A 21485-nucleotide genomic window follows, 5' to 3' on the forward strand; every position below is an offset into this window, starting at 1 on the left:
GACGTAACAACATTAGGATGGAAAATGGACTGGGATCAGCCGAAGTATCGCCTCCGCGACGCTGCAAAGGTCAGCGGGTGGCCGCTCAATACGCTCCGCGACTATTTTGCTCGTGACGTTTTTTCGTGGCAGGAAGGGGATGCTTCGGCTGATGTGGCAGGCTCCTCAGCCTTGCTATCACTCCGCAGCGTAATGCGGCTCGCCATCGCTCGTCACTTGTGGATGTGCTGCCAACGCCCCAAAGATGCGTTTTTGGCGGCCATCCAGTTCACCGACGTTGGCTCACGTTCTCACGATCCCGCCAGCCGCCTGCCTGGAGAGCTTTTTGACCATGCGTTCGAAACTCTACTGGTTTTTCGGCCGCAACAGGGTGCGCACGTCATTGCAGTGGAGCGATCCAAGCGGCTCGATATCGATGAGATAACGACCGATATTTTCGGCTCGCCTGGCGCTGTCATTGTTCTTGATGTCGGTGCCGTTTTTCACGGCATTTTGAAGCATTTGGAAATCACGACAGGTTCGCGCGAATAGGCCGGGGGCGCCTCTGGGGAGGGCGCCGCGACCCGTCCGATAACGGAAGTGACCTCCTGCTCCCGGTTTCGAAGTCATCAAGGTCAAGGTCCACACGGTCGCAATATTTCAGCCGGATAGAAGAATGAAGCAACGTGCCGTTCCCTTTGATCCGCAAGCTCGGTTACAGAGCAAGGACGGCATTTGCGCCTATCTGGGCCACATCAGCGCTGCCACTTATGACTCCTGGCAAGCGAAGGGGATCGTCCCTGGTCCAATTCCCGGCACCAATCGATATTGCATTCGCCAGCACGATCATGTGCTAGATTTGCGCGCGGGGATAAATGTTCCCAGCAGAGCGAAACCGCTATCGCCGCTGGATGAGTGGGAGGCGGCTCATGCGGGTGCTGCTTAAAGGCGTCTACAGCCACAAAAAGAGGTTGGCTGATGGCAGGGTGGTCACTTACTTCACCCTGCGAGGATACGGCGCGATCAAGCCGTTGCCCGGTGATGAGGATGAGCCATTCACTAAAGGCTCCCCTGCCTTCATGCGAGCGTATCACGCCGCGATAGATGCGCCTCGCAAAGCGCGAGTTGCGGGAACACTGCAATCGCTGATCGACGGGTATCAGCGCAGCTCATCCTTTACGACCCTAAGTCCACGTACCAAGGGCGACTATCTCAAGCACATCGCGAAGATTGAAGCCGCAAGGCTCATGACGAATGGCCCTCCGTTTTCCAGCTACCCGCTTGAAGCCGTGAACGATCCCAAGATTCGACGGCGCCTTCTCGATTGGCGTGACAAAATGGGTGAGCGTTCGGCGCGGCAAGCGGATGCGACCTTCGGCGTCCTGCGGATCATATTGGAATGGGGCCGGGACCGGGGATTGCTCGCGCACAACCACGCCACCCGGCCGAAAAAGCTCTATAGGGCGAATCGATCCGAAAAGCTCTGGCTTCCCGAACATATCGCCTCATTCCGCGCCGTGGCGCCGCCCAGCATCCTGCTTGCGTTTGAGCTGGCACTTGCGACTGGCCAGCGGAAGGGCGACCTGCTTAAGCTGGGCTGGTCATCTTATGATGGGGAGCGCCTACGCTTTCGCCAGGGTAAAAGGAACCGTCTCATCGACATGCGCGTGACAGCGCATCTGAGGAAAATCCTCGATGCAGAGCGGAAGCAAGCGAAGTGCGCCACTATCCTCTCGCATAATGGCAAGCCATGGGTCATCAACAAAGAGGGTCAGCCGATCCATTTCGATCATCTGTGGCGCAAAGCGATCTTGGCGGCGGGCCTCAACGGCCTGCATATGCATGACCTACGCGGCACCGCCTGCACCAAACTTGCTGAGGCGCAATGCACCGCTTCGGAGATAGCTGCCATGCTCGGCTGGACCGTCACCACCGTCAATCAGATGCTCGATGTCTATCAAGCTATGACGGCGGCTTTGAGCAATTCCGCCGTCGCCAAACTGGAGGCGAAAAAGGCATGAAAAGTGCGGAACGAAGTGCGGAATGCCATGGGGCTATGTCGCTAAAACGCTGGCTGGGGCGGCAGGATTCGAACCTGCGCATGGCGGTACCAAAAACCGCTGCCTTACCGCTTGGCTACGCCCCAGCATGGGCCGGACATCGCCGGCGCGGATCGCCATATAGCGGCTGTTGCGTGAAAGGAAAGCCTAGTCATTATTTTCCGGAGACGCCAATATAGGTTCCGCCTCCTCCCTTCAGCCTGGAACCGCCCGGCATGTCCGCTCCCAATTCTCCATCGACCCTCTCTCCTTCCCAGATCGCGCCCGCTTCGCCGCTGTTCCTGCGGGAGGATGAAATCCGCCGGGGCATAGAGATGCTCTATTTCGGCTATTCCGCGCTGACCCGCTCCATCGACGAGGGGCTTGCCGCGCAGGGGCTGGGGCGGGCGCATCACCGCGCGCTCTATTTCATCTCGCGCCAGCCTGACCTTACCGTCAAGGATCTGCTGCGCCTGCTGGCGATCACCAAGCAATCGCTGGGGCGGGTGCTGAACGACCTTGTCGAGCAGGGCTATATCGAAACCCGCCAGGGCGCCAGTGACCGGCGGCAGAAATTGCTGCGGCTGAGCCCGGCGGGCGTGGCGCTGGAGGCGGAACTGTTCCGCGCCCTGCGGGAGAAGATGGCGGCCGCCTATGCCCAGGCGGGGCAGGGGTCCGTCACCGGCTTCTGGCGCGTACTGGAAGGGCTGATCCCCGACCAGGACCGCTCCATGGTGTTCGGCCTGCGCGGCCGCTAACGCATCATGGCCGCTGATCGAGGATCAGCGGCCATGGTCAATGTCGAAGGATGACCGGCAAGCTCGCCGATCTTCCGTCAGTGCAGCCCTGAACCGCCGCCCGCCAGTTCCTTGGCAATGGAGCCGACCATGTCCTTGGCGTCGCCGAACAGCATCTGGGTGTTGCTGTTATAGTAGATCGGATTGTCGATCCCGGCGAAGCCCGCATTCATGGAGCGCTTGATGACGAACACCGACTTGGCGCGATCCGCCTCGATGATCGGCATGCCCGCAATGGCGCTCTGCGGATCGTCGCGCGCCGACGGGTTGATCGTGTCGTTCGCGCCGATGATCAGCGCCACGTCCGCCTGCGGCAGTTCGGGGTTGATGTCGTCCAGCTCGACCAACTGCTCATAGGGCACGTTCGCCTCGGCCAGCAGCACGTTCATATGGCCGGGCATGCGGCCCGCCACCGGATGGATCGCGAACTTCACGTCCACGCCCTTCTTGGTCAGCGCCTGATACAGTTCGCTGACCTTGTGCTGCGCCTGCGCCACGGCCATGCCATAGCCCGGAATGATCACGACGCTGCTCGAATTTTCAAGCTGCATCGCGGCTTCCTCGGCGGAGGCCGAACGCACCACCCGGTCGTCCTTGCCGCCCGCCGCGCCCGCCACGACCTTGCCGAAGCCGCCGAACATGACGTTGGCGAAGCTGCGGTTCATCGCCTTGCACATGATGACCGCCAGGATGAAGCCCGAAGCCCCGTCCAGCGCGCCCGCCACGATCAGCAGCTTGTTGCCCAGCGCAAAGCCCATGGCACTCGCCGCCAGACCCGCATAGCTGTTCAGCAGCGCGATGACGGTCGGCATGTCCGCGCCGCCGATGGGAATCACCAGCAGCACGCCGAACAGCAGCGCCAGCGCCACGAAGGCCGGGAACAGCCAGGTCTGCGTCGGATCGATGGCCAGCATCGCGCCGATCACCACCGTCGCCAACGCCACGCCGCCGTTCAGCACCCGCTGCCCGACAAAGGACACCGGACGGCTGCCCATGATCTCCTGCAACTTGGCGAAGGCGATGACGGATGCGGTGCAGGTCAGGAAACCCAGCAGCATCTCGAACATCAACGCCCACATGATGAAGCCACCGGCATATTCGGCATGGGCATGCTTGTAATATTCCGCCGCGCCGATCAGGCCGACTGCCAGCGCGCCGAAGGCGTGGCTGATCGCGGTCCGCTGCGGGATGGCGGTCATCGGCATCAGCAGCGCCATCGGAATGCCGACGGCGGCGCCTGCGACCATGGCGATCAGGATCAGGTTGTAATCGACCACCTCATGCTGGACCAGCGCGCCGATAATGGCGACGGCCATGCCGATTTCACCGGCGCGCACGCCCCGGCGCGCCGTCGTGGGATGGCTCATCCACATCAGCGCCAGGATGAAGAGGACGGACGAAAGGATCGCCGCAAAGGGTACGAATGCGTTCATCTCACTTCCCCCGCGGCTTGAACATCTTGAGCATGCGGTCGGTGATCATGAAACCGCTGACCAGATTCACCGTGGCGCAGAACACCGCGACGAAGCCCAGCGTCTTGGCCAGCGGCGTCGCGCCTTCCTCGCCCGTGATGCTGATCGCGCCCACGATCACGACCGCCGCGATCGCGTTGGTCAGCGACATCAGCGGCGAATGCAGCAGCGGCGACACCTTCTTGATCAACTGGAAACCCACGAAGGCCGCCAGGATGAAGACGAACAGATAATCGGGATTAAGCGAACTCATGACAGTGCCCCCGTCAATTGAAGCAGCCTCTCGCTGACGACTTTCCCACCCTGCGTCACGCGGATGGCGTTGCCGATTTCCTCGTCCAGCACCGGCGCGTTCCGGTCCTTGTTCCAGAAGGCGGAGAGGAAATTATAAAGATTGCGCGCAAACAGCGCCGACGCGTCGGCGGCAAGGCGCGACGGCACATTCTTGTGCCCCACGATCTTGACGCCGTGCCGTTCGACCACCTGGCCCAGCACCGCGCCCTCGACATTGCCGCCCTGTTCGACGGCCAGGTCGACGATCACGCTGCCCGGCTTCATCGACGCGATCTGCGCGTCCGAAATCAGGCGCGGCGCGGGCTTGCCGGGAATCAGCGCCGTGGTGATGACGATGTCCTGCTTGGCGATATGGCCGGACACCAGTTCGGCCTGCGCCTTCTGATAATCCTCGGACATTTCGGTGGCATAGCCGCCCTTGCCCTCGCCCTCGATGCCCGCGACGCTCTCCACGAAGATCGCCTTGGCGCCTAGACTCTCGATCTGCTCCTTGGTGGCGGAGCGCACGTCGGTCGCGGAAACCTGCGCGCCCAGCCGCTTTGCGGTCGCAATGGCCTGCAAACCGGCGACGCCCACGCCCATGATGAAGGCCTTGGCCGGGGAAACCGTGCCCGCCGCCGTCATCATCATCGGGAAGGACCGGCCATATTCGGCCGCCGCGTCCAGCACCGCCTTGTAACCGGAAAGGTTGGACTGCGATGAAAGAATGTCCATCGACTGCGCGCGGGTGATGCGCGGCATGAACTCCATTGCGAGCGCCTCGAACCCCGCGGCGGCATAGGCATCGACCCGCGCCCGCTCGACAAAGGGATTGAGGCCTGCGACGATCCAGGCACCGGGCTTGGCGCCCGCGATGCTGGCCGGGTCCGGCCCCTGCACGCCCAGGATGATGTCGGCATCCGCCACCGTCGCGGCGCGATCCGCCACCGTCGCGCCCATGGCGGCATAGTCGGCGTCGGATATGGCGGCGGACAGGCCCGCGCCCGATTCCACCGCGACATCGGCCCCTAGAGCCTTGAATTTCTTGACCGTCTCCGGCGTGCCGGAAACGCGGCGCTCATCGGGCGCCATCTCCTTGATTATGCCGATCTTCACTGCATTCACCCTCGTCCTGCGTTGGCCAGGCCCATGGTTCGGCCAAAGCCGCCTGCCATCCTCACCTTAAATATGCCCATTATCGACCGAGTTGAGTTCCAATAGTGTTAAAGCCGAAAGAATCAAACCATTAATGTGCATATTATAGAATAGGCTTCGTAGGAGTGCCTTTTTGCCCGGAAATTCGCTATTGGCGGTCCGACGCCAAACGAGGAGCATGATGAGCATCCGCAAGCAAAATAACCGCGAAGGACTGGTCACGGCGGCCGTTGCGAAATTGCGCGACATGATCGTCGCGCAGCCGCCTGAATCGCAGATCGGATCGTTGCCGGATCTGGCAAAGGCGCTGGGCGTGGGCATCGTCACCGTGCAGCAGGCCGCCCGCGTGCTGGAGCATGAAGGTTTTCTGAAGGTGCGCCGCGGTCCCGGCGGCGGCTATTACGGGACGCGCCCCGATGCGGAGGGGTTGAGCCAGGCGATTTCCGGCTTCCTGGCGCTGCATCATTCGGCGCATCCGGAGGCGATCGACATCATCACCCTGCTCGACTGCGAGCTTATGGCGGCGGCGGCCCGTGCCCCGAACGAAGCGCTGCGGGAGGAACTGGCGGCGCTGGTCAAGTCGGTCGACGACCGCAATACGGCGCGCCAGCGGGGGGCGTTCGACCAAAGCCTGCTGGATATTCTCTATCTGATGGTCGACCGCCCGCTCATGGAACTGCTGTCCCGCGTGGCCGTGCACCATTATGCCGAATATCCGCGTGGGCCGGTCTATGGCGGCAGCGCGGGCAAGCAGCGCTGGAAGAGGGAAAGGCGGGCGATTATCTCCGCCATCCTGGACGGCGACCCGGAGCGCGCCCGGTTCGAAGCATTGCGGCGCCGCCGCGAGATCATGCGGCAACTGGACGCGGCGATCTGAGGCGGTACAGCCGCGCCGACTACCCCATTATGCTGAACGCGATTCCGCATAATGGAGTGAGGCCGTGGCTCGCAATCATCTGCGAGCCACGGCGGACGCCGCTCCTTACGCGGCGGGCGTTTCGCCTGCCCAGGCGCGGGTCAGGAGCGCCAGCACACCCGCATGGGTGACGGGCCGGGGATTCCAATAGGGATCGCCCGACGCGGCTTCGGCGGCGGCCGCGATACCCGATTCGGGCATGCCGATGTCCCGAAGCGCCCGCGCTATGCCCAATTTCCCCGCGAAATCGAACAAGGCCGATGCGGCCGGTCCGCCGCCCATGACCCGGCCGAACACCTCCCCGATCTTAGGGGCGGCTTCGGCATTATAGGCGACGGCATGGGGCAATATGATGGAATGGGTCTCGGCATGCGGCAGATTGAACATGCCGCCCAGCACATGGCAAAGCTTGTGGTGCAGCGCCATTCCGGCGGTGCCCAGGCACACGCCGCTCAACCAGGCGCCATAGAGCGCGTCGGATCGGGCGTCGCCGTCGCCGGGCTGCTCGACGATGCGGGGTAGCGCCGACGCGAAGGCGCGGATGCCTTCCTCCGCCATCAGGCTGGTGATCGGATTGCTGTCGCGGGCGTAGAGCGCTTCGACCGCGTGCGCCATGGCGTTCATGCCTGACGTCGCGGAAAGCGATGCCGGAAGGCTCAGGGTGAAATCGACGTCGTAGATCACGACCTCCGGCAGGATGGCCATGCTGCGCTTGGTCGTCTTCACGCCATTTTCGGTTTCGCCCAATATCGGCGTCATTTCCGACCCGGCATAGGTCGTCGGCAGCACGATCTGCGGCAGGTTGGTGCGGAAGGCGATCGCCTTCCCCAACCCCGTCGTGGAGCCGCCGCCGACGGCAATGGTGCCGTCGACCTCGCCGGACGCCACCATCTTCAGCGCGGCTTCCGTCACGTCGACCGGAGTATGCATGGTCGCGCCCGCAAAGATGCCCGCGCAATTTCCGGCGATGCTGTCGCGGATCGCCTCCGCTTCGCCAACCTGTTGAGGCGTCGCCAGAATGAGCAGGCGCTTCAGCTTCATGCGCTCGATCTCGGCGCCCAGCTTCGCGACCGTGCCCCGGCCAAAGATCACGCGCGACGGAAGCCCGTCATAGATAAAATCGTCCATATCACTCTCCCAACGCCTGGGGCAATCTGCAAAGGGCAGGGTGATTGCGTCGAAAGACGGGCCTGTCCTGCAAAATCGGACGCGATCCCCCCGTAAATTGATCGGCGGAGGCTGAACCGCATCGCCAATGCGCGGCGCCCCTGGGAAGGGACGCCGCGCATTGCGACAAGGCTGTGTCCGGCCTCAGGCCGCGGCGCGCTGGGCGACTTCCCGTCCCCTGGTGAAGCGCAACTGCTTCAGCAGATCGCTGAGCAGGGCGACCATGCCCTTGCTGTCCGAATAACCGTAAAGGACGAAATCGGGGCGAATGATCGCGACGTCCGCGTTCATCTCGTCCAGCAGGCTTCCATAGACGCCGTCGACATCCACGACCGATCCGTTCGCGGCGGCCTGGCCACGCGGCGCAAGGTCGAGGATCCGCACGCCGATGCTGTCCAGATCCTTCCGCAGCGGGGCGGGTATCCCGGCCGCCACGCCATGTTTCGCGATCAGCGTGAAATGGAAACCGATATGTTCGTCGAACGTCTTCGTCTCGCCGTCGATGGTGAGGCGGCCCTGACCCGGAAGCGAACCCGCGCCCGGCATCGGCTTTCCGCTGGCGTCGCGGGCGAGTATGCCGTCGGTCAGGATCGGGAATGCCGGGCTTGGCGGCCGCTTGAACCGCATCACCATGTCACGGATCGCTGCCAGGAACGGATTGCGCAGGTTCGCGAGGATGCCGAGCTTGCGGGCTGCCTGCAGGAGCTTGAACGCGTGCGGTCGCCTTTCGGGCTCATAAGTATCGAGTATGGATTCGTTGGCCAGGCCGCGAAGGACGAGGTCGAACTTCCACGCCAGGTTTGAGCTGTCGCGTATCGCGGCGCAGGCTCCCTGCCCAAGATAGGGAGGAGTGGTATGTGCCGCGTCTCCTGCAAGGAAGATGCGCCCCGTGCGCCAGCTCTTTGCCATGCGGCATTCGAATGCATAGACCAGATAACGGATCAGGGTCAGATCCTGACGGCCAAGTCCGTGGAAGTGCTTTAACATACGGAAGACAGCGTCTTCCGTATTCATGTCTTCCGTCTTCTCGTTGTCCAGCAGGGCGAAATTGAAACGCTGGCCCGTGGATCCGATCGGAATGTGCATGTGCGGCCGCTTGGGATCGCAATATTGCATGCCCTTCTTGTCGAATTTGGGCGGCAGCGGTTTGGTCGGGTAGCTGTCGACCAGCAGCCACCGCCGGTTGAAGCCCAAATCTATCCGATCAATGCCCAGGCTGGAGCGGACAAAGCTCTTCGAACCGTCCGTGCCCACAAGGTAAGGGGCCTCCAGATGCACCGGAACGCCGTCGATGGCCACCGCGTTTTTCTCTGCATCCCAGGGGACGCAGGTCAGGTACGCGGTATTGGCATCCTGCGACATCTCGCTTGCGACATAGCCGCGGAACAGCTTCACATTGGGCAAGGTTAGGATGCGGTCGTGGATCGCCTCCTCGAAATGGGGCTGATGCACCGACAGATGGTCGTCCCATATCATCTTTTTGGTATTTTCGCCGGTAATGTCCAGCAAGATCTGGCCCTTGCCGTTCACCCAATAATAATGCGGGGTGTCCCATGCCTCGCGGAAGGCCTGCTCCCCATCGCCGGCAAGCGATATGAAGCGCGCGGTCTCGCCGTCCACATGGGTCAGGCGCGGCATGCCGTACAGTTCAGGCCAGCGCTCAACCACGGCGACCTGATGCCCCTGCTGCCCCAGCAGCGAGGCGAGCACCAGTCCCGCAGGGCCGTAGCCCACCACGATGACATCGACTTTGGTGACTTGCTTGACGTCGTTCACGGCTTCTTCTCCGTTCATCGCTTATCGCGCCGGGACCGCAAGCTGCTCGGCGAACCAGTCGGCCGCCAGGGCGCTGCGCTCCTGCGCGTGGTTGTAGATGGTGTGCTCGCCGTCGGCCCAGGTGACGATCCGCGACTTGCCCGCGTCGGTCAGCGCGGTGAACGCATGCTGCGCGCCCAGCGGGACCAACGGATCGTTGCCCCCCTCCAGCACCAGTAGCGATCCGGCGATATGCTGGCGCGCCGGGTCCATGGTGAACGCCTCCAGCGTGGCGCGCAGTTCGGCCTCGTCCGTCGTGCCGTAGAAGGCGAACAACTGCTCGCGGGCGGTCCGCTGCTCCGGCAGCGCCGCCAGCATGGGCGCGCCGTTGACGCAGGCCGCCTGGATGCGGGGATCGCGCGCCGCCACCTGCGCGGCGATCAATCCGCCCCAGCTATTGCCCCAGATGCCCAGATGACGGGCGCCCGCGGCCTCCGCATGATCCAGGAAGGCGCCGAAATGGGACAGGGCGTCGATGTTCATCGCGATGCCGCTGCGCATGCGGGTCAGCCCCTGGCCCGGCCCTTCGGCCAGGATCGCCAATATGCCCCGGTCCGCCAGCGCCCGCGCCATGTCCAGGAAGCCCGCGCCCCAGCCGCTCAACCCGCCGATCACGATCACCGCCGCCTGCGGTTCCGGATCGGACGGCCGGACCACCCAGCCGTACAGATCGCCGTCCTCCGTGGGGATGACCAGTTCGGAGAAGCGCTCGTCCAGCGCCGCATAGCGCAGCAGCGCTTGACGCGCCCCTTCGTAAAGTTCCAGCTTGCGCGGCTCGTCGAAATTGAACGCCAACTGCCCGCACATCAGCAGCGCCGCCGAAGCGCGCCACGCATGGCGCGCGGTCTGAAGGCGGCCCGCCGCCTCGGCTTCGCCGGCGATCTGCGCATGGCGGTTCGCGAGATGCTCGCATGCGTCGGGCCATGAGGGGAAGGGTTCTTCCAGCGTGGCCGTCCGCACCCGCACGGCATCGCCCAGCGGCACGCCATAATCGACCATGCGGGTCATGGTGACGGCACGTTGCAGCGCTTCCACGAATTTGCGCGGATCGTCCGCCGACTCGATAACCGGTGCAGCCAACAGGCCTCTCCTCGATTTGCCCCAATCTTGTTCGCGGAGGATAGAAGGGGTAGCATCATCGCTCAATCGCATGACCGAGAGATGGATTATCTGTGAAAACGATAAACGAGTTCGACCTGAATCTGCTGCGGATCCTGACCGCGCTCGATCATACTCGTCATGTCGGCCGGGCGTCCGAACTGCTGGAAATGAGCCAGTCCGGTTTCAGCACCGCTCTCGCCCGCCTGCGCCGCAGCCTGGGCGACGAACTGTTCATCCGCAGCGGGGCGGGGATGCGTCCGACCCCGCGGGCCCTGACGCTGATCGGGACGGCGCGCGCGCTGCTGGATCAGGTCGAGCGAGACGTGCTGGGCAGCACGCTGTTCGATCCGTTGAACGCCGAACTCACCTTCCGGCTGTCGATGCCCGGCGTGGCGGAGGCGGCGATCATACCGAAGCTGATCCAGCATCTCTCAACCTACGCGCCGCATGCGGGGGTCAGGATATCCTCCCCCGAATCCGGCAATCTGCACGAAAGCCTGGCCAGCGGGGAAGTGGAACTCGCCATAGGATATTTCCCCGGCCTGGAGAAAGGCGCCTTTTTTCGCCAAAGGCTGCTGGAACATGGCTATGCCTGCATCGTCCGCAAGGGGCATCCGCTGGTCGGCGACGGGATGACCAGGGCGGTCTTCCAGTCATTGGGGCATGCGGTCGTGCTGACGTCCGTGGGATATACGGCCATATTGGACAAGGCCGTTGAACAGGCGGGCATCCGCAGGCGCGTCATATTGTCGACGACCAATTATCTGAACCTGGCGGCCACGATAGAACATTCGGACCTGGTCGCCACGGTGCCCATCAGCGTGGCGATGGATTGCGCGAAATCGGGCGGGTTCGAAATGCTGCCCCTGCCGTTTCCGTCCCCCAGCATCAGCATTTTCCAATATTGGCACAGGCGCACGAACAAGGAAGCGAGCAGTCAATGGTTGCGCGCCCAGCTTAAATCGCTGTTCAACCCGCAGACGGACCCCTATGCGGAGCAGCAGCGGGCGCTGTACGGGACCACCCGGGCGCATCGATGAGGCGCATGGGGCCAGCGGCCCGGAACGCCGCCAGATCGTTCGGGGTCAAAGCCGGATTCGGTTATTCAAGGAGAAATCATGAAGACGACCAATGCAGGTTTCGGGCTGGTTCCGCCCCATGTCGCCGCGTCGATGAGCGGCGTCGACCTGCTTCGCGGCGTGCGCGACGGCATGCTGCCCGCGCCCCCCTTCGCCGAATGCACGAACATGTGGCTTTCCACGATAGAGGTAGGCGAAGTCACCTTCGTTGGGGAGCCGACCCAGGGCTTCTACAATCCGATGGGCATCATCCATGGCGGCTGGCTGGCGACGCTGCTCGATTCCGCCATGGGTTCCGCCGTGCATTCCGCCTTGCAGCCCGGCCAGGCCTTCGCGACCATCGACATGAGCGCGACCTTCCTCAAATCGGTTCGCGCCAATTCCGGCACGATCAGTTGCACGGGCAAGGTTCTTCGCCTGGGCCAGCGCGTCGCCTCGGCCGAAGGCAAGATGTACGATGCCAAGGGCGAACTGATCGCCCACGGGATGGAAACGTGCCTCATCTTCCCCATCGATCAGGCCGCGCCGTCGCGATAGGCTGTGCCTGACCGGCGGCGCTACCCTATTCCTCCCCATCGATAGATGGGGAGGAATAGGGTAGCGCCGCTGAAAGCGGTGGTGGAGGTAAAATACGCAGGTCGCGCCCCTTCCCCTCCACCAGCCTTCGGCCGTCGAAGAGAGTCACGTGCCTCTCTTCGACCCTCCCCACGCTTCGCGCAGGGAGGATTTAATGCCGCCAAAATAAATCGATACCGGCTTCGCGCCCGATATGCGCAGCCTATACTTCGTCGACCACCCGCCAGAATTGCTCGGCCTCCGAAAAATGCTCCGCCGATCCGGGCAGGAAGGGATAGTCGACAAAGCCTTTCTCGCCGCCGACATAGAAAGACGCCTCGTCCGGTTCGTTGAAGACTGGCTCGGTCAGGCGGAGGCGCGCCACCAGGTCGGGATTGGCGATGTACAGGCGGCCGAAGGCGATGAAGTCGGCGCGGTCCTCCGCTATCGCCTGCCGCGCCCTGTCCCGGTCGAACCCTCCGGCGAGGATGAACGGGCCGCCGAAGGCCGTCCGCAGCACCGGGGCCAGCTTGCGTTCGGGTGCGGTGTCGTCAGGCTCGATCAGATGCAGATAGGCGATCCCCCGCTTGCCGAGTTCCCGCGCCACATAGGGATAGAGCCTGTCATAATCGGAAGCGCCCGACCCGTCGGACACGAAATGCGGCGACAGGCGGACGCTCACCCGATCCGGCCCCAATATGGCGCTGGCCGCGTCGACCAGCTCCAGCAGGAACCGCGCCCGGTTCTCGATCGACCCGCCATAGCGATCGGTGCGCTGGTTGGCGTCGTCGCGCAGGAACTGCTCTATCAGGAAGCCGTTGGCGCCGTGCAGTTCCACCCCGTCGAACCCGGCGAGAACGGCATTTTCAAACGCTTTGCCAAAGGCATCCTGTACCGCCGCTATGCCTTCGAGCGTGAGGGCGTACGGGATGGGGAAGGGCTTCATCTGACCGGCGCCGATGGGGACGGACCCCCGCGCCGCTATGGCGGAGGGGGCCACCACGACATAGCCGTCGCCCAGCAGATCGGGGTTCGCCTTCCGGCCCAGATGGACGATCTGCTGGAATATACGTCCGCCCTGCGCGTGCACGGCGTCCGTCACCTGCCGCCATCCGGCGATCTGGCCGTCCGAATGGATGGCGCCGGTTCCGGGGCGGCTGACGCTGCCGGGCGACACATGGGTCGCTTCGGTGATGATCAGGCCCGCGCTGGCGCGCTGGCTGTAATAGCGCGCCGACAGCGCCTGCGCCTCCCGCGTCGGCACGTCGTTCCGCGCGCGGCCGAGCGGCGCCATCACGATGCGGTTGGCAAGGGTGAGGGCGCCGATGCGCCCCGGCTCGAACAGGCTCATGAAGCTGGCTCCTGACGCGGGTTTGGGGAGGGGGCGGGCCGCCGCCTCTGCGCTTCATGTTCGCTTTATATGATGGCGGCAATATGGGATTTCTCATACCCATATTGCCGCTCGTCATAGGATGCGCGTCGCCCCGCGCCCCTTGACGGCACGGCCTGGCGAGCGAATAAGTGAGTGAGCACTCACTTACGATTCGAACGATGGCCAGACCCCTGAGCGAAGACAAGAAGGACGCGATATTGGCGTCCGCCATCGAACTGGTGGCGGCGATGGGGACGGGCGCGCCGACCGCGAAGATCGCCCGGCGCGCAGGCGTGGCCGAAGGGACGCTGTTCAAATATTTCCCGGACAAGGACGCTCTGCTGGCCGCGACCTTCCTGGATCTGGAGGGCGAACTGGCCAGGGCGCTGGTTGCTGGCGTTCCCGCGGGCCTGGCTCCGAAGGAACGCATCCGCCATATATGGAACCGGCTGATCGACTGGAGCGCGGCCAATCCGACTCGATTGAAGGCGCTTCGGCAGCTTAAAGTCTCCGACCGCATCGGGCCGGAAAGCCGCCGCTGCGGAGAGGCCTTCTTCGCCGATTTCAAGGCGCTGCTGGACGAGGCGCTGGCCGGGCATGCCGAAAGGCTGTCCATCGACTTCATCGGCGCGGTGCTGACCGCTCTGGCGGAGATCACGCTGGATTTCATCGCCCGCGATCCGGGGCGCCACGATTATCACCGCGCGATCGGCTTCGATACATTTTGGCGCGCTATCGGGCGCTGACCCTTGCGCCGGAAAATGAGTGATTGCTCGCTCTTTAATGCAATAGAGGAATTTGGAAATGTTCGACGCGAAATCCACGACCGACGACGTGCTGGCGGGCATCGATCTGGCGGGCAAGCGCATCCTGGTGACCGGCGTATCGTCCGGGCTGGGTGTGGAGACGGCGCGCGCGCTGGCCGCCCATGGCGCGCAGGTCGTCGGCGCGGCCCGCGACCTGGACAAGGCGCGGGCGGCGACGGCCGGCATCGCCGGTCTGGAACTGATCGAGCTCGATCTCGCTTCGCTGGCCAGCGTCCGGGCGGCTGCGGATGCGCTCATCGCCAAAGCGGCGCCGTTCGATGCCATTATCGCCAATGCAGGCGTCATGGCGGGCACGTTCGGCAGGACCGAAGACGGCTTCGAAACCCAGTTCGGAACCAACCATCTGGGCCACTTCACCCTGGTGAACCGCATCGCGCCGCTGATCCGTACCGGCGGACGGGTCGTCATGGTCGCCTCTGGCGGCCACCGCTTTGCCGACGTGGATCTGGACGATCCCGGTTTTGAGAAGACGCCCTACGAACCGTTCATCGCCTATGGCCGGTCGAAGACCGCCACCATCCTGTTCGCGGTGGAATTCGACCGCCGCCACAAGGGGCAGGGCGTGCGCGCCACGGCGATCCACCCCGGCGGCATCGCCACCGACCTTGGCCGCCACATGACCCCCGAATCGGTGCAGAAACTGATGGAGACGTTCGAAGCCGATCGGCGAGCCGGCGCGCCCGATATCGAATATAAATCTGTCCCGCAGGGCGCCGCGACATCGGTCTGGGCCGCCGTCGTCGCCCCGGCCGACGCGGTGGGCGGGCGCTATTGCGAGGATTGCGCCGTCGCGCAGATCGACGAGGCGGACTGGATCACCGGCGGCGGCGTGCGGGCCTACGCTCTCGATCCGGAGAATGCGAAGGCGCTATGGGCGCTGAGCGAACGCATGGTCGGCGAAACTTTCTGAACATAGGACCTTTCCTGTTCCTCCCCATCGGGAGATGGGGAGGGTCGAAAAGAGAGGCACGTGACTTTCTTCGACGGCCGAAGGCTGGTGGAGGGGAATGGGGCACGACCTGCGTATTTCCCCTCCACCACTCGCTGCGCGAGCGGTCCCCCTCCCCACGCTTCGCGTAGGGAGGATCTAACGGTCTCTATTGGCCGGGGAGCGGACCTAAGAAAACCGTTCGGGCTGAGCTTGTCGAAGCCCTTCACTTTTCTTTTGGGGGCGTGCCTCGACCGCCCGCCGAAACCCGCCAAGGACAAAAATATTGACTCGGCCCCTCAATTGTGAAAACCATACGGTACAGTATGGAGGAATGTAGTGAGCGGTTTCAGGGCATCGGATCATGTCGACTGGGAATTCGGTACGGTCGACCGTCGCATTTTCTGGGAACCTGAAATCTACCAGCTCGAACTGGAGCGGATCTTCGCCCGCACATGGCTGTTCGTCGCCCATGAAAGCCAGGTGGAAGAGGTCGGCAGTTTCGTCACCACCTATATGGGCGAGGATTCGGTCATCGTGGCGCGGGCTGCCGACGGCGCGATCAACGTCTTCCTCAATTCCTGCCCCCATCGCGGCAATCGCGTCTGCTTCGCCAGCAGCGGGCAGGGCCGGCAGTTCACCTGCAACTATCATGGCTGGGCCTTCGGTCTGGACGGCAATCTCAAGAAAATGCCCAAAATGGGCCTCTACAAGTCCACGCCCGGCTTCCGGATGGAGGATTGGGGCCTGCGCAAGGCCCGCGTCGCTAGCTACAAGGGGCTGGTCTTCGCCACCTTCAGCGAGGAAGCGCCCTCGCTCGACCAATGGCTGGGCGATTTCCGCTGGTATCTCGATGCGGTGCTGGACCCGGAGGATGGCGGGACCGAATTCCTGCCCGGCGGCGCGACCCGTTCGGTGATGAATTGCAACTGGAAATTCCCGGCCGACAATTTCGTGGGCGACATCTATCATGCGCTATGGACCCATCTGGGCGGGGCGGAGCCGACGCTGGGCCGCCATGGCGGCGTGATCGTGGATAATAAAGGCAGCTATCAGGTGTCGGTCAACGGCCATGGCTGGGAATTCAACGACAGCTTCTACGGCAACGCCGCCACCATGGGCGACCGCGAACTGCTGCGCTACATGAAGTCGCGGCAGGATGCCATCACGGCGCGGCTGGGCAAGTTCCGCGCCGACATGTGGGGCTCTGTCGCCTCGGCCACGATCTTTCCCAATTTCTCCTTCCTGCCGGGCTATTTCACCTTCCGCACCTTCCAGCCCAAGGGGCCGTTGAAGACGGAGATTCACGCTTGGACGCTGGTGCCGAAGGATATGCCGGACGACATCAAGGACCGCTTCCGTCGCGGATCCATGCGCACCTTCTCGCCCTCCGGCATTCTGGAAATGGACGATGGCGAGAATTGGGAATTTTCCACCCAGGCCAATGCCGGTTTCGTTACCCGCAACCAGCGGCTTTGCTACGCCATGGCGCCGGGGGGCGAGTTGGAGACGGAGGGGCTGCCGGGCCATGTCACGGCGGGACAGCTTTCGGATGCGAACCAGCGCCAATTCTATCGTCAATGGGCGGTGATGATGGATGCCGAGACATGGTCCGACGTCCCGCTCGACACGCCCGCCGTCGTGCAGGAGGCCGCGGAATGAGCGCCGCCGCCCAGCCCGAACCCGGCCTTTCCATGGAGGAGGCGCGTCATGCCGCCCTGCGCCTGATGGACCTGCACGGTCAGGGTCCGGAAGTGGACGACCTGCTGCTGCGCCGCATCGAACGCTTCTGCAACAGGGAGGCGCGCCTTCTGGATGAGGAGCGCTACGACGAATGGTACGGCCTTCTGGCCGACGATCTCTTCTACTGGATGCCGCTGCGCGAAAACCGCTATCGCCGCGACAGGCGAGGGGACATTTCGCCCGACAACATGGCCTTCTTCGATGAAAGCAAGGCCGACATCGCCCTGCGCCTCGGCCGGATCAATTCCAACCTGGCCTGGACCGAAGACCCGCCCACGCGCCATGTCTACATCGTCTCCAACATCGAGGCGTTCGAGACCGCGGTCGACGGGGAATATGAGGTCCATTCGACCTTCATCCAGTATCGCAACCGGGTCGAGCATGACGAGGTGACCCTGTGCGGACGGCGGCGGGACATACTCCGCGCCGTGGACGGCGGCTTCCAGATCGTGGGGCGCATGATCCTGCTGCCGCAGTCCGTGCTGCTGGCCAAGAATCTGTCGGTTTTCTTCTGATGGGCCGCCTGGAGGGATATCGGACGGTCGTGACCGGCGCCGGATCGGGCATCGGGCGCGCCGTGGTCGACCGCTATCTGCGCGAAGGGGCGCGGGTGGTCGCGGTGGTGCGCAGCGAGCGTGACGTGGCCCCGCTGCAACAGGCTGGTGCGGTCGTCGTCAGGGGTGACGTGTCGCTGTACGAAACGGCGGAACGGGCGGTCGCGGCGGCGGTCGATGCATGGGATGGTCTGGACGCCTATGTCGCCAATGCCGGGCTATGGGATTTCCACAAGCGGACGGACCGGCAATCGCCGGAGGAACTGGCCGCCGGTTTTCAGGAGATATTCGGCGTCAACGTCCTTGGCCCGCTGTTCGGTGCCCGCGCGGCGGTGGATGCGCTGCGCCAGACGCGGGGCAGCATGATCGTTACCGGGTCCAACGCCTGCTTCCTGGCGGGTGGCGGGGGCGCGCTGTACACCGCTTCGAAATTCGCCCTGCGCGGGCTGGTGCTGCAACTGGCCAATGAGTTCGCGCCCGACGTGCGCGTCAACGGGGTAGCGCCGGGCGCGACCGACACCGGTATTTCGGGGCCCGCCGCGCTCAACCAGCAGGGGCGCGAGATGAACGGCGATGCGGCGCGGATGGAGGCGATGCGACGGCATATGCCGCTGGGCCGCGTGTCCAGCCCGGAAGACCATGCCGCGCTGTTCGTGCTGCTCGCCTCTCGCGAGGAAAGCCCATATGTCACAGGGGCGATGATGCTGTCGGACGGCGGATTGACGATTTCCGTCTGAATCCAGTCCATCGCCGCCCGCCATGCCAGTATTTCGAACTGGGGAGAGAAAATTGACAGCTTCTGCCTACACTGTGTCCCCCTCCGTAATCTGCGAGGAGGCGGCGGGCGGAGTCCTGATCCTGCGTCACGGCCTGTCCATCGATCCGGTCGAGCAGACGATCCCCGGCCGCCTGAAATATTGGGCGGATTTGCAACCCGACGCCCTGTTCCTGACCCAGGAGAAGCAGGCGATCACCTATGGAGAGGCGGAACGGCGGCGGCGGGAGATCGCCGCCCGGCTGCTGGCCCTGCCGCTGTCGTCCGACCGGCCGCTCGCCATCGTCGCCGAAAACGGGATCGATCATGCGCTGATGATGCTCGCGGCCACCAGCATCGGCTTGCCGGTGGCGGTGATCTCGCTCAGCTATATCGCGTCCGGCGCCAAACCCTGGGCCAAATTCGGGCAGATACTCGATCAGGTCACGCCCGGCCTTATCGTCTCGGACCAGCCGGATGTGCTGGACGCGGTCCTGGCAGGGATCGGCCGCCCCGACCTTGTGGCAAAGCCGCTGACGGCGCTGGACTGGCTGCTGGCCGAGCCGGTCGCACCTGCCGACGAGTTGGCGCGCGCGGAAGCATCTGTGGGGCCGGACAGCGTCGCCAAGCTGCTCTTCACATCGGGTTCCACCGGCCAGCCCAAACCCGTGCCGAACACCCAGCGCATGATGGTCTCCAACATGCAGGGCCTTGCCGCCCTGTGGCCGTTTCTCCAGGAACGGCGCCCCGTATCGGTCGACTGGCTGCCGTGGAACCATACGTTCGGCGGCAATTGCTGCTTCAACATCACCCTCTGGTTCGGCGGTCATTCGCATATCGACAGCGGGCGGCCAGCCCCGGCGGCCATCGGACGCAGCATAGAGGCGATCCGGCGCTGGCGGCCGACGCTCTATTATAATGTTCCCGCCGGGTTTGAGAGCATCCTGCCCACGCTGGAGGCGGACCGCACCTTCGCGGCGGATTTCTTCGGCAATCTCGATTTCCTGTTCAACGCCGGGGCGCCGCTGCCGCCCGCCCTGCGCCACCGGATGGAAGAGGCATCGCTGGCCGCCGTCGGAGCAGCGCCCAGTTTCGTGGCGGGTTGGGGGGCCACCGAAACGGCGCCCTTTTCGACCGTGCTGCATTTTCTTCAGCCCCACGCCAACAATCTGGGCGTGCCGATTCCCGGCACCGCGATCAAGCTGGTGCCGGGCGGCGACCGCTATGAATTGCGGGTGAAGGGGCCGAACGTCATGCGCGGCTATTGGCGTGATGAGGAGGCGAGCGCGGCGGCCTTCGACGAGGATGGCTTCTACCGCATCGGGGATGCGGGCCGCCTGGCCGATCCGCAAGATCCGGCGGCGGGAATCCTGTTCGACGGGCGCGTGGCGGAGAATTTCAAACTCAGCACCGGAACCTGGGTCAATGTCGGCGCGCTGCGGCTGGCCGTCATCAGCGCGTGCCGCAAGCTGGTTTCCGACGCCGTGATAACCGGCGAGGGCAGGGCGGACATCGGCCTGCTCATCTTCCCGAATGAAGAGGCGTGCAGGCTCTACCTCGAAAGCGCGGGGCATGATCTTCCGGCCGCATCGCCCGCCTGCCTGCACCCGGCGGTGCGGTCGCGCATCGAAGAACTGATCGATGCCTATAATGCGGAGCAAATGGGCTCCAGCACGCGCATTTCCCGCTTCGCCGTCATGGAACGGCCGCCAAGCCTGGAGCAGGGCGAAATCACCGACAAGGCCTATATCAACCAGCGCCGCACGCTCGCGCTACGCGCGGATGCGGTGGAAAGACTCTACGCCTGACGGCTGACCATTTACATACGTTACCGTATGGATTAGGGCTGACGGATATCGGCGGACGCCGAAGAATCTGAAGGACATTATGATGAGCGACGCGGGACGCGGCAGCACCGTCAGGGCACTGGACCTCGACACCAATTACCATGATCAGGGAACCGGCGCGCCGGTCGTCCTGCTGCACGGTTCGGGGCCGGGCGTTTCGGCCTGGACCAACTGGAAGCGGGTGATTCCGGTGCTGGCCGACGAATTTCGCGTGATCGCTCCCGACATGGCGGGTTTCGGCTATACGGAGCGGCGGGCGGACCTGGCCTATGACATGAAATTGTGGGTCAGGCACCTCATCGGCATCCTCGACGCGCTGGGGATCGAAAAGGCCAGCCTGATCGGCAACAGTTTCGGCGGCTCGCTCTCGCTCGCGGCGGCAGCGCGTTTCCCGGACCGGTTCGAACGCATCGTGCTGATGGGCACGCCCTGCGACAAATTCGCCATGACGCCGGGCCTGCGCGCAGGCTGGGACTATACCCCCAGCCGCGACGCCATGCGGCAGGCCATGGCCCATTTCCCCTATGATCCGGCCTTCATCACCCCGGAACTGGTCGAGGACCGCTATCAGGCCAGCCTGATCCCCGGCGCGCAGGAAGGATTGCGCAAGTTGCTCGCCAAGCCGAATGAGGAAGGGGAGACCATCCTGTCCGGCATGCCCGAAAGCGTGGTGGCCGGGATCGCGCATCCCACCCTGATCCTCCATGGCCGCGAAGACCGGGTGATCCCGGTGGAAATGGGGATCAGGCTGGCCCGCGCCATGCCCGATGCCGATCTGCACATGTTCGGCAGATGCGGCCATTGGGTCCAGGCGGAACGGTTCGATCCCTTCGTCGAACTGGCGCGCAAGCATTTGCGGGGCGGCGCATGACGGCGAAGGTGGAGGCGCTGGGCTATGTCGGGCTGGAAGTGTCGGACCTTGCCGCCTGGCGGGATTTCGCCGCCGGTCAGCTAAGGCGTGTGGACATTTAAGGGATTCCTTTTTCCGCGCGGATCGGATTCAAGACTGGCGAAGGGAGCGCCATCTTGGATCGACACGGATTAAGCGACGAGCAGTGGGAGCGGGTTCGCCCCGTGCTTCCCGGTAAAGTTGGGGACCGAGGCCGTTCGGC

General features: G+C 64.0%; 21 protein-coding genes and 1 tRNA gene. 14 read left to right on the plus strand and 8 right to left on the minus strand.

Annotation, left to right across the window (positions count from 1 at the left end; translation table 11 throughout):
* The first annotated feature begins 24 nt into the window (after window positions 1-24).
* The 3 genes from BV95_RS23870 (at window position 25) to BV95_RS17625 (ending at window position 2000) form a co-directional block, all read left to right on the plus strand.
* Window positions 25-531 (plus strand): hypothetical protein, encoded by a 507-nt coding sequence (locus tag BV95_RS23870; RefSeq protein ID WP_156028706.1) that lies wholly within the window; start codon window positions 25-27, stop codon window positions 529-531.
* A 124-nt stretch (window positions 532-655) separates the two neighbouring features.
* Entirely contained in the window at window positions 656-925 is a 270-nt protein-coding gene (locus BV95_RS24140; RefSeq protein ID WP_162179764.1) for a hypothetical protein, read from the plus strand.
* The gene (locus BV95_RS17625; RefSeq protein ID WP_037455026.1) at window positions 909-2000 is read left to right on the plus strand and encodes a tyrosine-type recombinase/integrase; all 1092 of its coding nucleotides are present in this window, start codon (window positions 909-911) and stop codon (window positions 1998-2000) included. The genes BV95_RS24140 and BV95_RS17625 overlap by 17 nt, the downstream gene beginning before the upstream one ends.
* Window positions 2001-2050: 50 nt before the next feature.
* Here the strand turns inward: BV95_RS17625 and BV95_RS17630 are convergent.
* A tRNA-Gln gene (locus BV95_RS17630) sits at window positions 2051-2125 on the minus strand.
* A 129-nt stretch (window positions 2126-2254) separates the two neighbouring features.
* Between BV95_RS17630 and BV95_RS17635 the strand changes: the two genes are divergently transcribed.
* A complete protein-coding gene (locus BV95_RS17635; RefSeq protein ID WP_037455029.1) occupies window positions 2255-2776 on the plus strand; it encodes a MarR family winged helix-turn-helix transcriptional regulator in 522 nt (173 codons plus the stop codon).
* A gap of 77 nt (window positions 2777-2853) precedes the next feature.
* Here the strand turns inward: BV95_RS17635 and BV95_RS17640 are convergent, their stop codons facing one another.
* Genes BV95_RS17640 through BV95_RS17650 form a run of 3 tightly spaced genes read right to left on the minus strand, consistent with a single transcriptional unit; the run spans window position 2854 to window position 5676 of the window.
* Window positions 2854-4248 (minus strand): NAD(P)(+) transhydrogenase (Re/Si-specific) subunit beta, encoded by a 1395-nt coding sequence (locus tag BV95_RS17640; protein ID WP_037455032.1) that lies wholly within the window; start codon window positions 4246-4248, stop codon window positions 2854-2856.
* 1 nt (window position 4249) lies between these two features.
* On the minus strand, window positions 4250-4540 hold the full coding sequence (locus BV95_RS17645; RefSeq protein WP_025549500.1) for an NAD(P) transhydrogenase subunit alpha part 2: 291 nt from the start codon (window positions 4538-4540) through the stop codon (window positions 4250-4252).
* A complete protein-coding gene (locus tag BV95_RS17650; protein WP_037455037.1) occupies window positions 4537-5676 on the minus strand; it encodes an NAD(P) transhydrogenase subunit alpha in 1140 nt (379 codons plus the stop codon). Before BV95_RS17650 ends, BV95_RS17645 begins: the two co-directional genes overlap by 4 nt.
* Before the next feature lie 220 nt (window positions 5677-5896).
* Between BV95_RS17650 and BV95_RS17655 the strand changes: the two genes are divergently transcribed.
* Window positions 5897-6592 (plus strand): FCD domain-containing protein, encoded by a 696-nt coding sequence (locus BV95_RS17655; protein ID WP_013848897.1) that lies wholly within the window; start codon window positions 5897-5899, stop codon window positions 6590-6592.
* A 105-nt stretch (window positions 6593-6697) separates the two neighbouring features.
* Here BV95_RS17655 and BV95_RS17660 read toward each other — a convergent pair whose 3' ends face one another.
* The 3 genes from BV95_RS17660 to BV95_RS17670 form a co-directional block, all read right to left on the minus strand.
* Complete coding sequence (locus tag BV95_RS17660; RefSeq protein ID WP_037455039.1) at window positions 6698-7759, minus strand: maleylacetate reductase; 1062 nt, start codon at window positions 7757-7759, stop codon at window positions 6698-6700.
* 183 nt (window positions 7760-7942) lie between these two features.
* Window positions 7943-9574 (minus strand): bifunctional 3-(3-hydroxy-phenyl)propionate/3-hydroxycinnamic acid hydroxylase, encoded by a 1632-nt coding sequence (locus BV95_RS17665; RefSeq protein WP_062792103.1) that lies wholly within the window; start codon window positions 9572-9574, stop codon window positions 7943-7945.
* 21 nt (window positions 9575-9595) lie between these two features.
* Window positions 9596-10693 carry an alpha/beta hydrolase family protein gene (locus BV95_RS17670; RefSeq protein WP_051749858.1) on the minus strand — a complete coding sequence of 366 codons (1098 nt, stop codon included), beginning with the start codon at window positions 10691-10693 and terminating at the stop codon, window positions 9596-9598.
* Between the two features lie 92 nt (window positions 10694-10785).
* Between BV95_RS17670 and BV95_RS17675 the strand changes: the two genes are divergently transcribed.
* Entirely contained in the window at window positions 10786-11754 is a 969-nt protein-coding gene (locus BV95_RS17675) for a LysR family transcriptional regulator (RefSeq protein ID WP_037455042.1), read from the plus strand.
* Window positions 11755-11832: 78 nt separating this feature from the next.
* Entirely contained in the window at window positions 11833-12330 is a 498-nt protein-coding gene (locus BV95_RS17680; RefSeq protein ID WP_037455044.1) for a PaaI family thioesterase, read from the plus strand.
* A gap of 241 nt (window positions 12331-12571) precedes the next feature.
* Here the strand turns inward: BV95_RS17680 and BV95_RS17685 are convergent, their stop codons facing one another.
* Entirely contained in the window at window positions 12572-13699 is a 1128-nt protein-coding gene (locus BV95_RS17685) for an alkene reductase (RefSeq protein ID WP_037455047.1), read from the minus strand.
* A gap of 200 nt (window positions 13700-13899) precedes the next feature.
* Between BV95_RS17685 and BV95_RS17690 the strand changes: the two genes are divergently transcribed.
* The 7 genes from BV95_RS17690 (at window position 13900) to BV95_RS17720 (ending at window position 21244) form a co-directional block, all read left to right on the plus strand.
* Window positions 13900-14466: a TetR/AcrR family transcriptional regulator gene (locus BV95_RS17690; protein ID WP_037455050.1), complete on the plus strand. Its 567-nt coding sequence runs from the start codon at window positions 13900-13902 to the stop codon at window positions 14464-14466.
* Window positions 14467-14524: 58 nt separating this feature from the next.
* The gene (locus tag BV95_RS17695) at window positions 14525-15457 is read left to right on the plus strand and encodes an SDR family NAD(P)-dependent oxidoreductase (RefSeq protein WP_037455053.1); all 933 of its coding nucleotides are present in this window, start codon (window positions 14525-14527) and stop codon (window positions 15455-15457) included.
* A 357-nt stretch (window positions 15458-15814) separates the two neighbouring features.
* Window positions 15815-17137 carry an aromatic ring-hydroxylating oxygenase subunit alpha gene (locus tag BV95_RS17700; protein WP_037455055.1) on the plus strand — a complete coding sequence of 441 codons (1323 nt, stop codon included), beginning with the start codon at window positions 15815-15817 and terminating at the stop codon, window positions 17135-17137.
* Window positions 17134-17733: a 3-phenylpropionate/cinnamic acid dioxygenase subunit beta gene (locus BV95_RS17705; protein ID WP_051749859.1), complete on the plus strand. Its 600-nt coding sequence runs from the start codon at window positions 17134-17136 to the stop codon at window positions 17731-17733. The genes BV95_RS17700 and BV95_RS17705 overlap by 4 nt, the downstream gene beginning before the upstream one ends.
* Window positions 17733-18509 (plus strand): SDR family oxidoreductase, encoded by a 777-nt coding sequence (locus BV95_RS17710; RefSeq protein WP_037455058.1) that lies wholly within the window; start codon window positions 17733-17735, stop codon window positions 18507-18509. Before BV95_RS17705 ends, BV95_RS17710 begins: the two co-directional genes overlap by 1 nt.
* A gap of 52 nt (window positions 18510-18561) precedes the next feature.
* Complete coding sequence (locus tag BV95_RS17715) at window positions 18562-20334, plus strand: AMP-binding protein (RefSeq protein ID WP_037455059.1); 1773 nt, start codon at window positions 18562-18564, stop codon at window positions 20332-20334.
* An 82-nt stretch (window positions 20335-20416) separates the two neighbouring features.
* Window positions 20417-21244 carry an alpha/beta fold hydrolase gene (locus BV95_RS17720; RefSeq protein ID WP_037455062.1) on the plus strand — a complete coding sequence of 276 codons (828 nt, stop codon included), beginning with the start codon at window positions 20417-20419 and terminating at the stop codon, window positions 21242-21244.
* Window positions 21245-21485 lie beyond the last annotated feature (241 nt).

The organism is Sphingobium chlorophenolicum, from assembly GCF_000722875.1.
GTDB classification, from domain to species: domain Bacteria; phylum Pseudomonadota; class Alphaproteobacteria; order Sphingomonadales; family Sphingomonadaceae; genus Sphingobium; species Sphingobium chlorophenolicum.

What these genes read in the sequence shown, in the direction of transcription:
- BV95_RS23870 (WP_156028706.1), top strand. Translation starts at nt 25, where the DNA reads ATGGACTGGGATCAGCCGAAGTATCGCCTCCGCGACGCTGCAAAGGTC.
- BV95_RS24140 (WP_162179764.1), top strand. Translation starts at nt 656, where the DNA reads ATGAAGCAACGTGCCGTTCCCTTTGATCCGCAAGCTCGGTTACAGAGC.
- BV95_RS17625 (WP_037455026.1), top strand. Translation starts at nt 909, where the DNA reads ATGCGGGTGCTGCTTAAAGGCGTCTACAGCCACAAAAAGAGGTTGGCT.
- BV95_RS17635 (WP_037455029.1), top strand. Translation starts at nt 2,255, where the DNA reads ATGTCCGCTCCCAATTCTCCATCGACCCTCTCTCCTTCCCAGATCGCG.
- BV95_RS17640 (WP_037455032.1), bottom strand. Translation starts at nt 4,248, where the DNA reads ATGAACGCATTCGTACCCTTTGCGGCGATCCTTTCGTCCGTCCTCTTC.
- BV95_RS17645 (WP_025549500.1), bottom strand. Translation starts at nt 4,540, where the DNA reads ATGAGTTCGCTTAATCCCGATTATCTGTTCGTCTTCATCCTGGCGGCC.
- BV95_RS17655 (WP_013848897.1), top strand. Translation starts at nt 5,897, where the DNA reads ATGAGCATCCGCAAGCAAAATAACCGCGAAGGACTGGTCACGGCGGCC.
- BV95_RS17660 (WP_037455039.1), bottom strand. Translation starts at nt 7,759, where the DNA reads ATGGACGATTTTATCTATGACGGGCTTCCGTCGCGCGTGATCTTTGGC.
- BV95_RS17680 (WP_037455044.1), top strand. Translation starts at nt 11,833, where the DNA reads ATGAAGACGACCAATGCAGGTTTCGGGCTGGTTCCGCCCCATGTCGCC.
- BV95_RS17685 (WP_037455047.1), bottom strand. Translation starts at nt 13,699, where the DNA reads ATGAGCCTGTTCGAGCCGGGGCGCATCGGCGCCCTCACCCTTGCCAAC.
- BV95_RS17690 (WP_037455050.1), top strand. Translation starts at nt 13,900, where the DNA reads ATGGCCAGACCCCTGAGCGAAGACAAGAAGGACGCGATATTGGCGTCC.
- BV95_RS17695 (WP_037455053.1), top strand. Translation starts at nt 14,525, where the DNA reads ATGTTCGACGCGAAATCCACGACCGACGACGTGCTGGCGGGCATCGAT.
- BV95_RS17705 (WP_051749859.1), top strand. Translation starts at nt 17,134, where the DNA reads ATGAGCGCCGCCGCCCAGCCCGAACCCGGCCTTTCCATGGAGGAGGCG.
- BV95_RS17710 (WP_037455058.1), top strand. Translation starts at nt 17,733, where the DNA reads ATGGGCCGCCTGGAGGGATATCGGACGGTCGTGACCGGCGCCGGATCG.
- BV95_RS17720 (WP_037455062.1), top strand. Translation starts at nt 20,417, where the DNA reads ATGAGCGACGCGGGACGCGGCAGCACCGTCAGGGCACTGGACCTCGAC.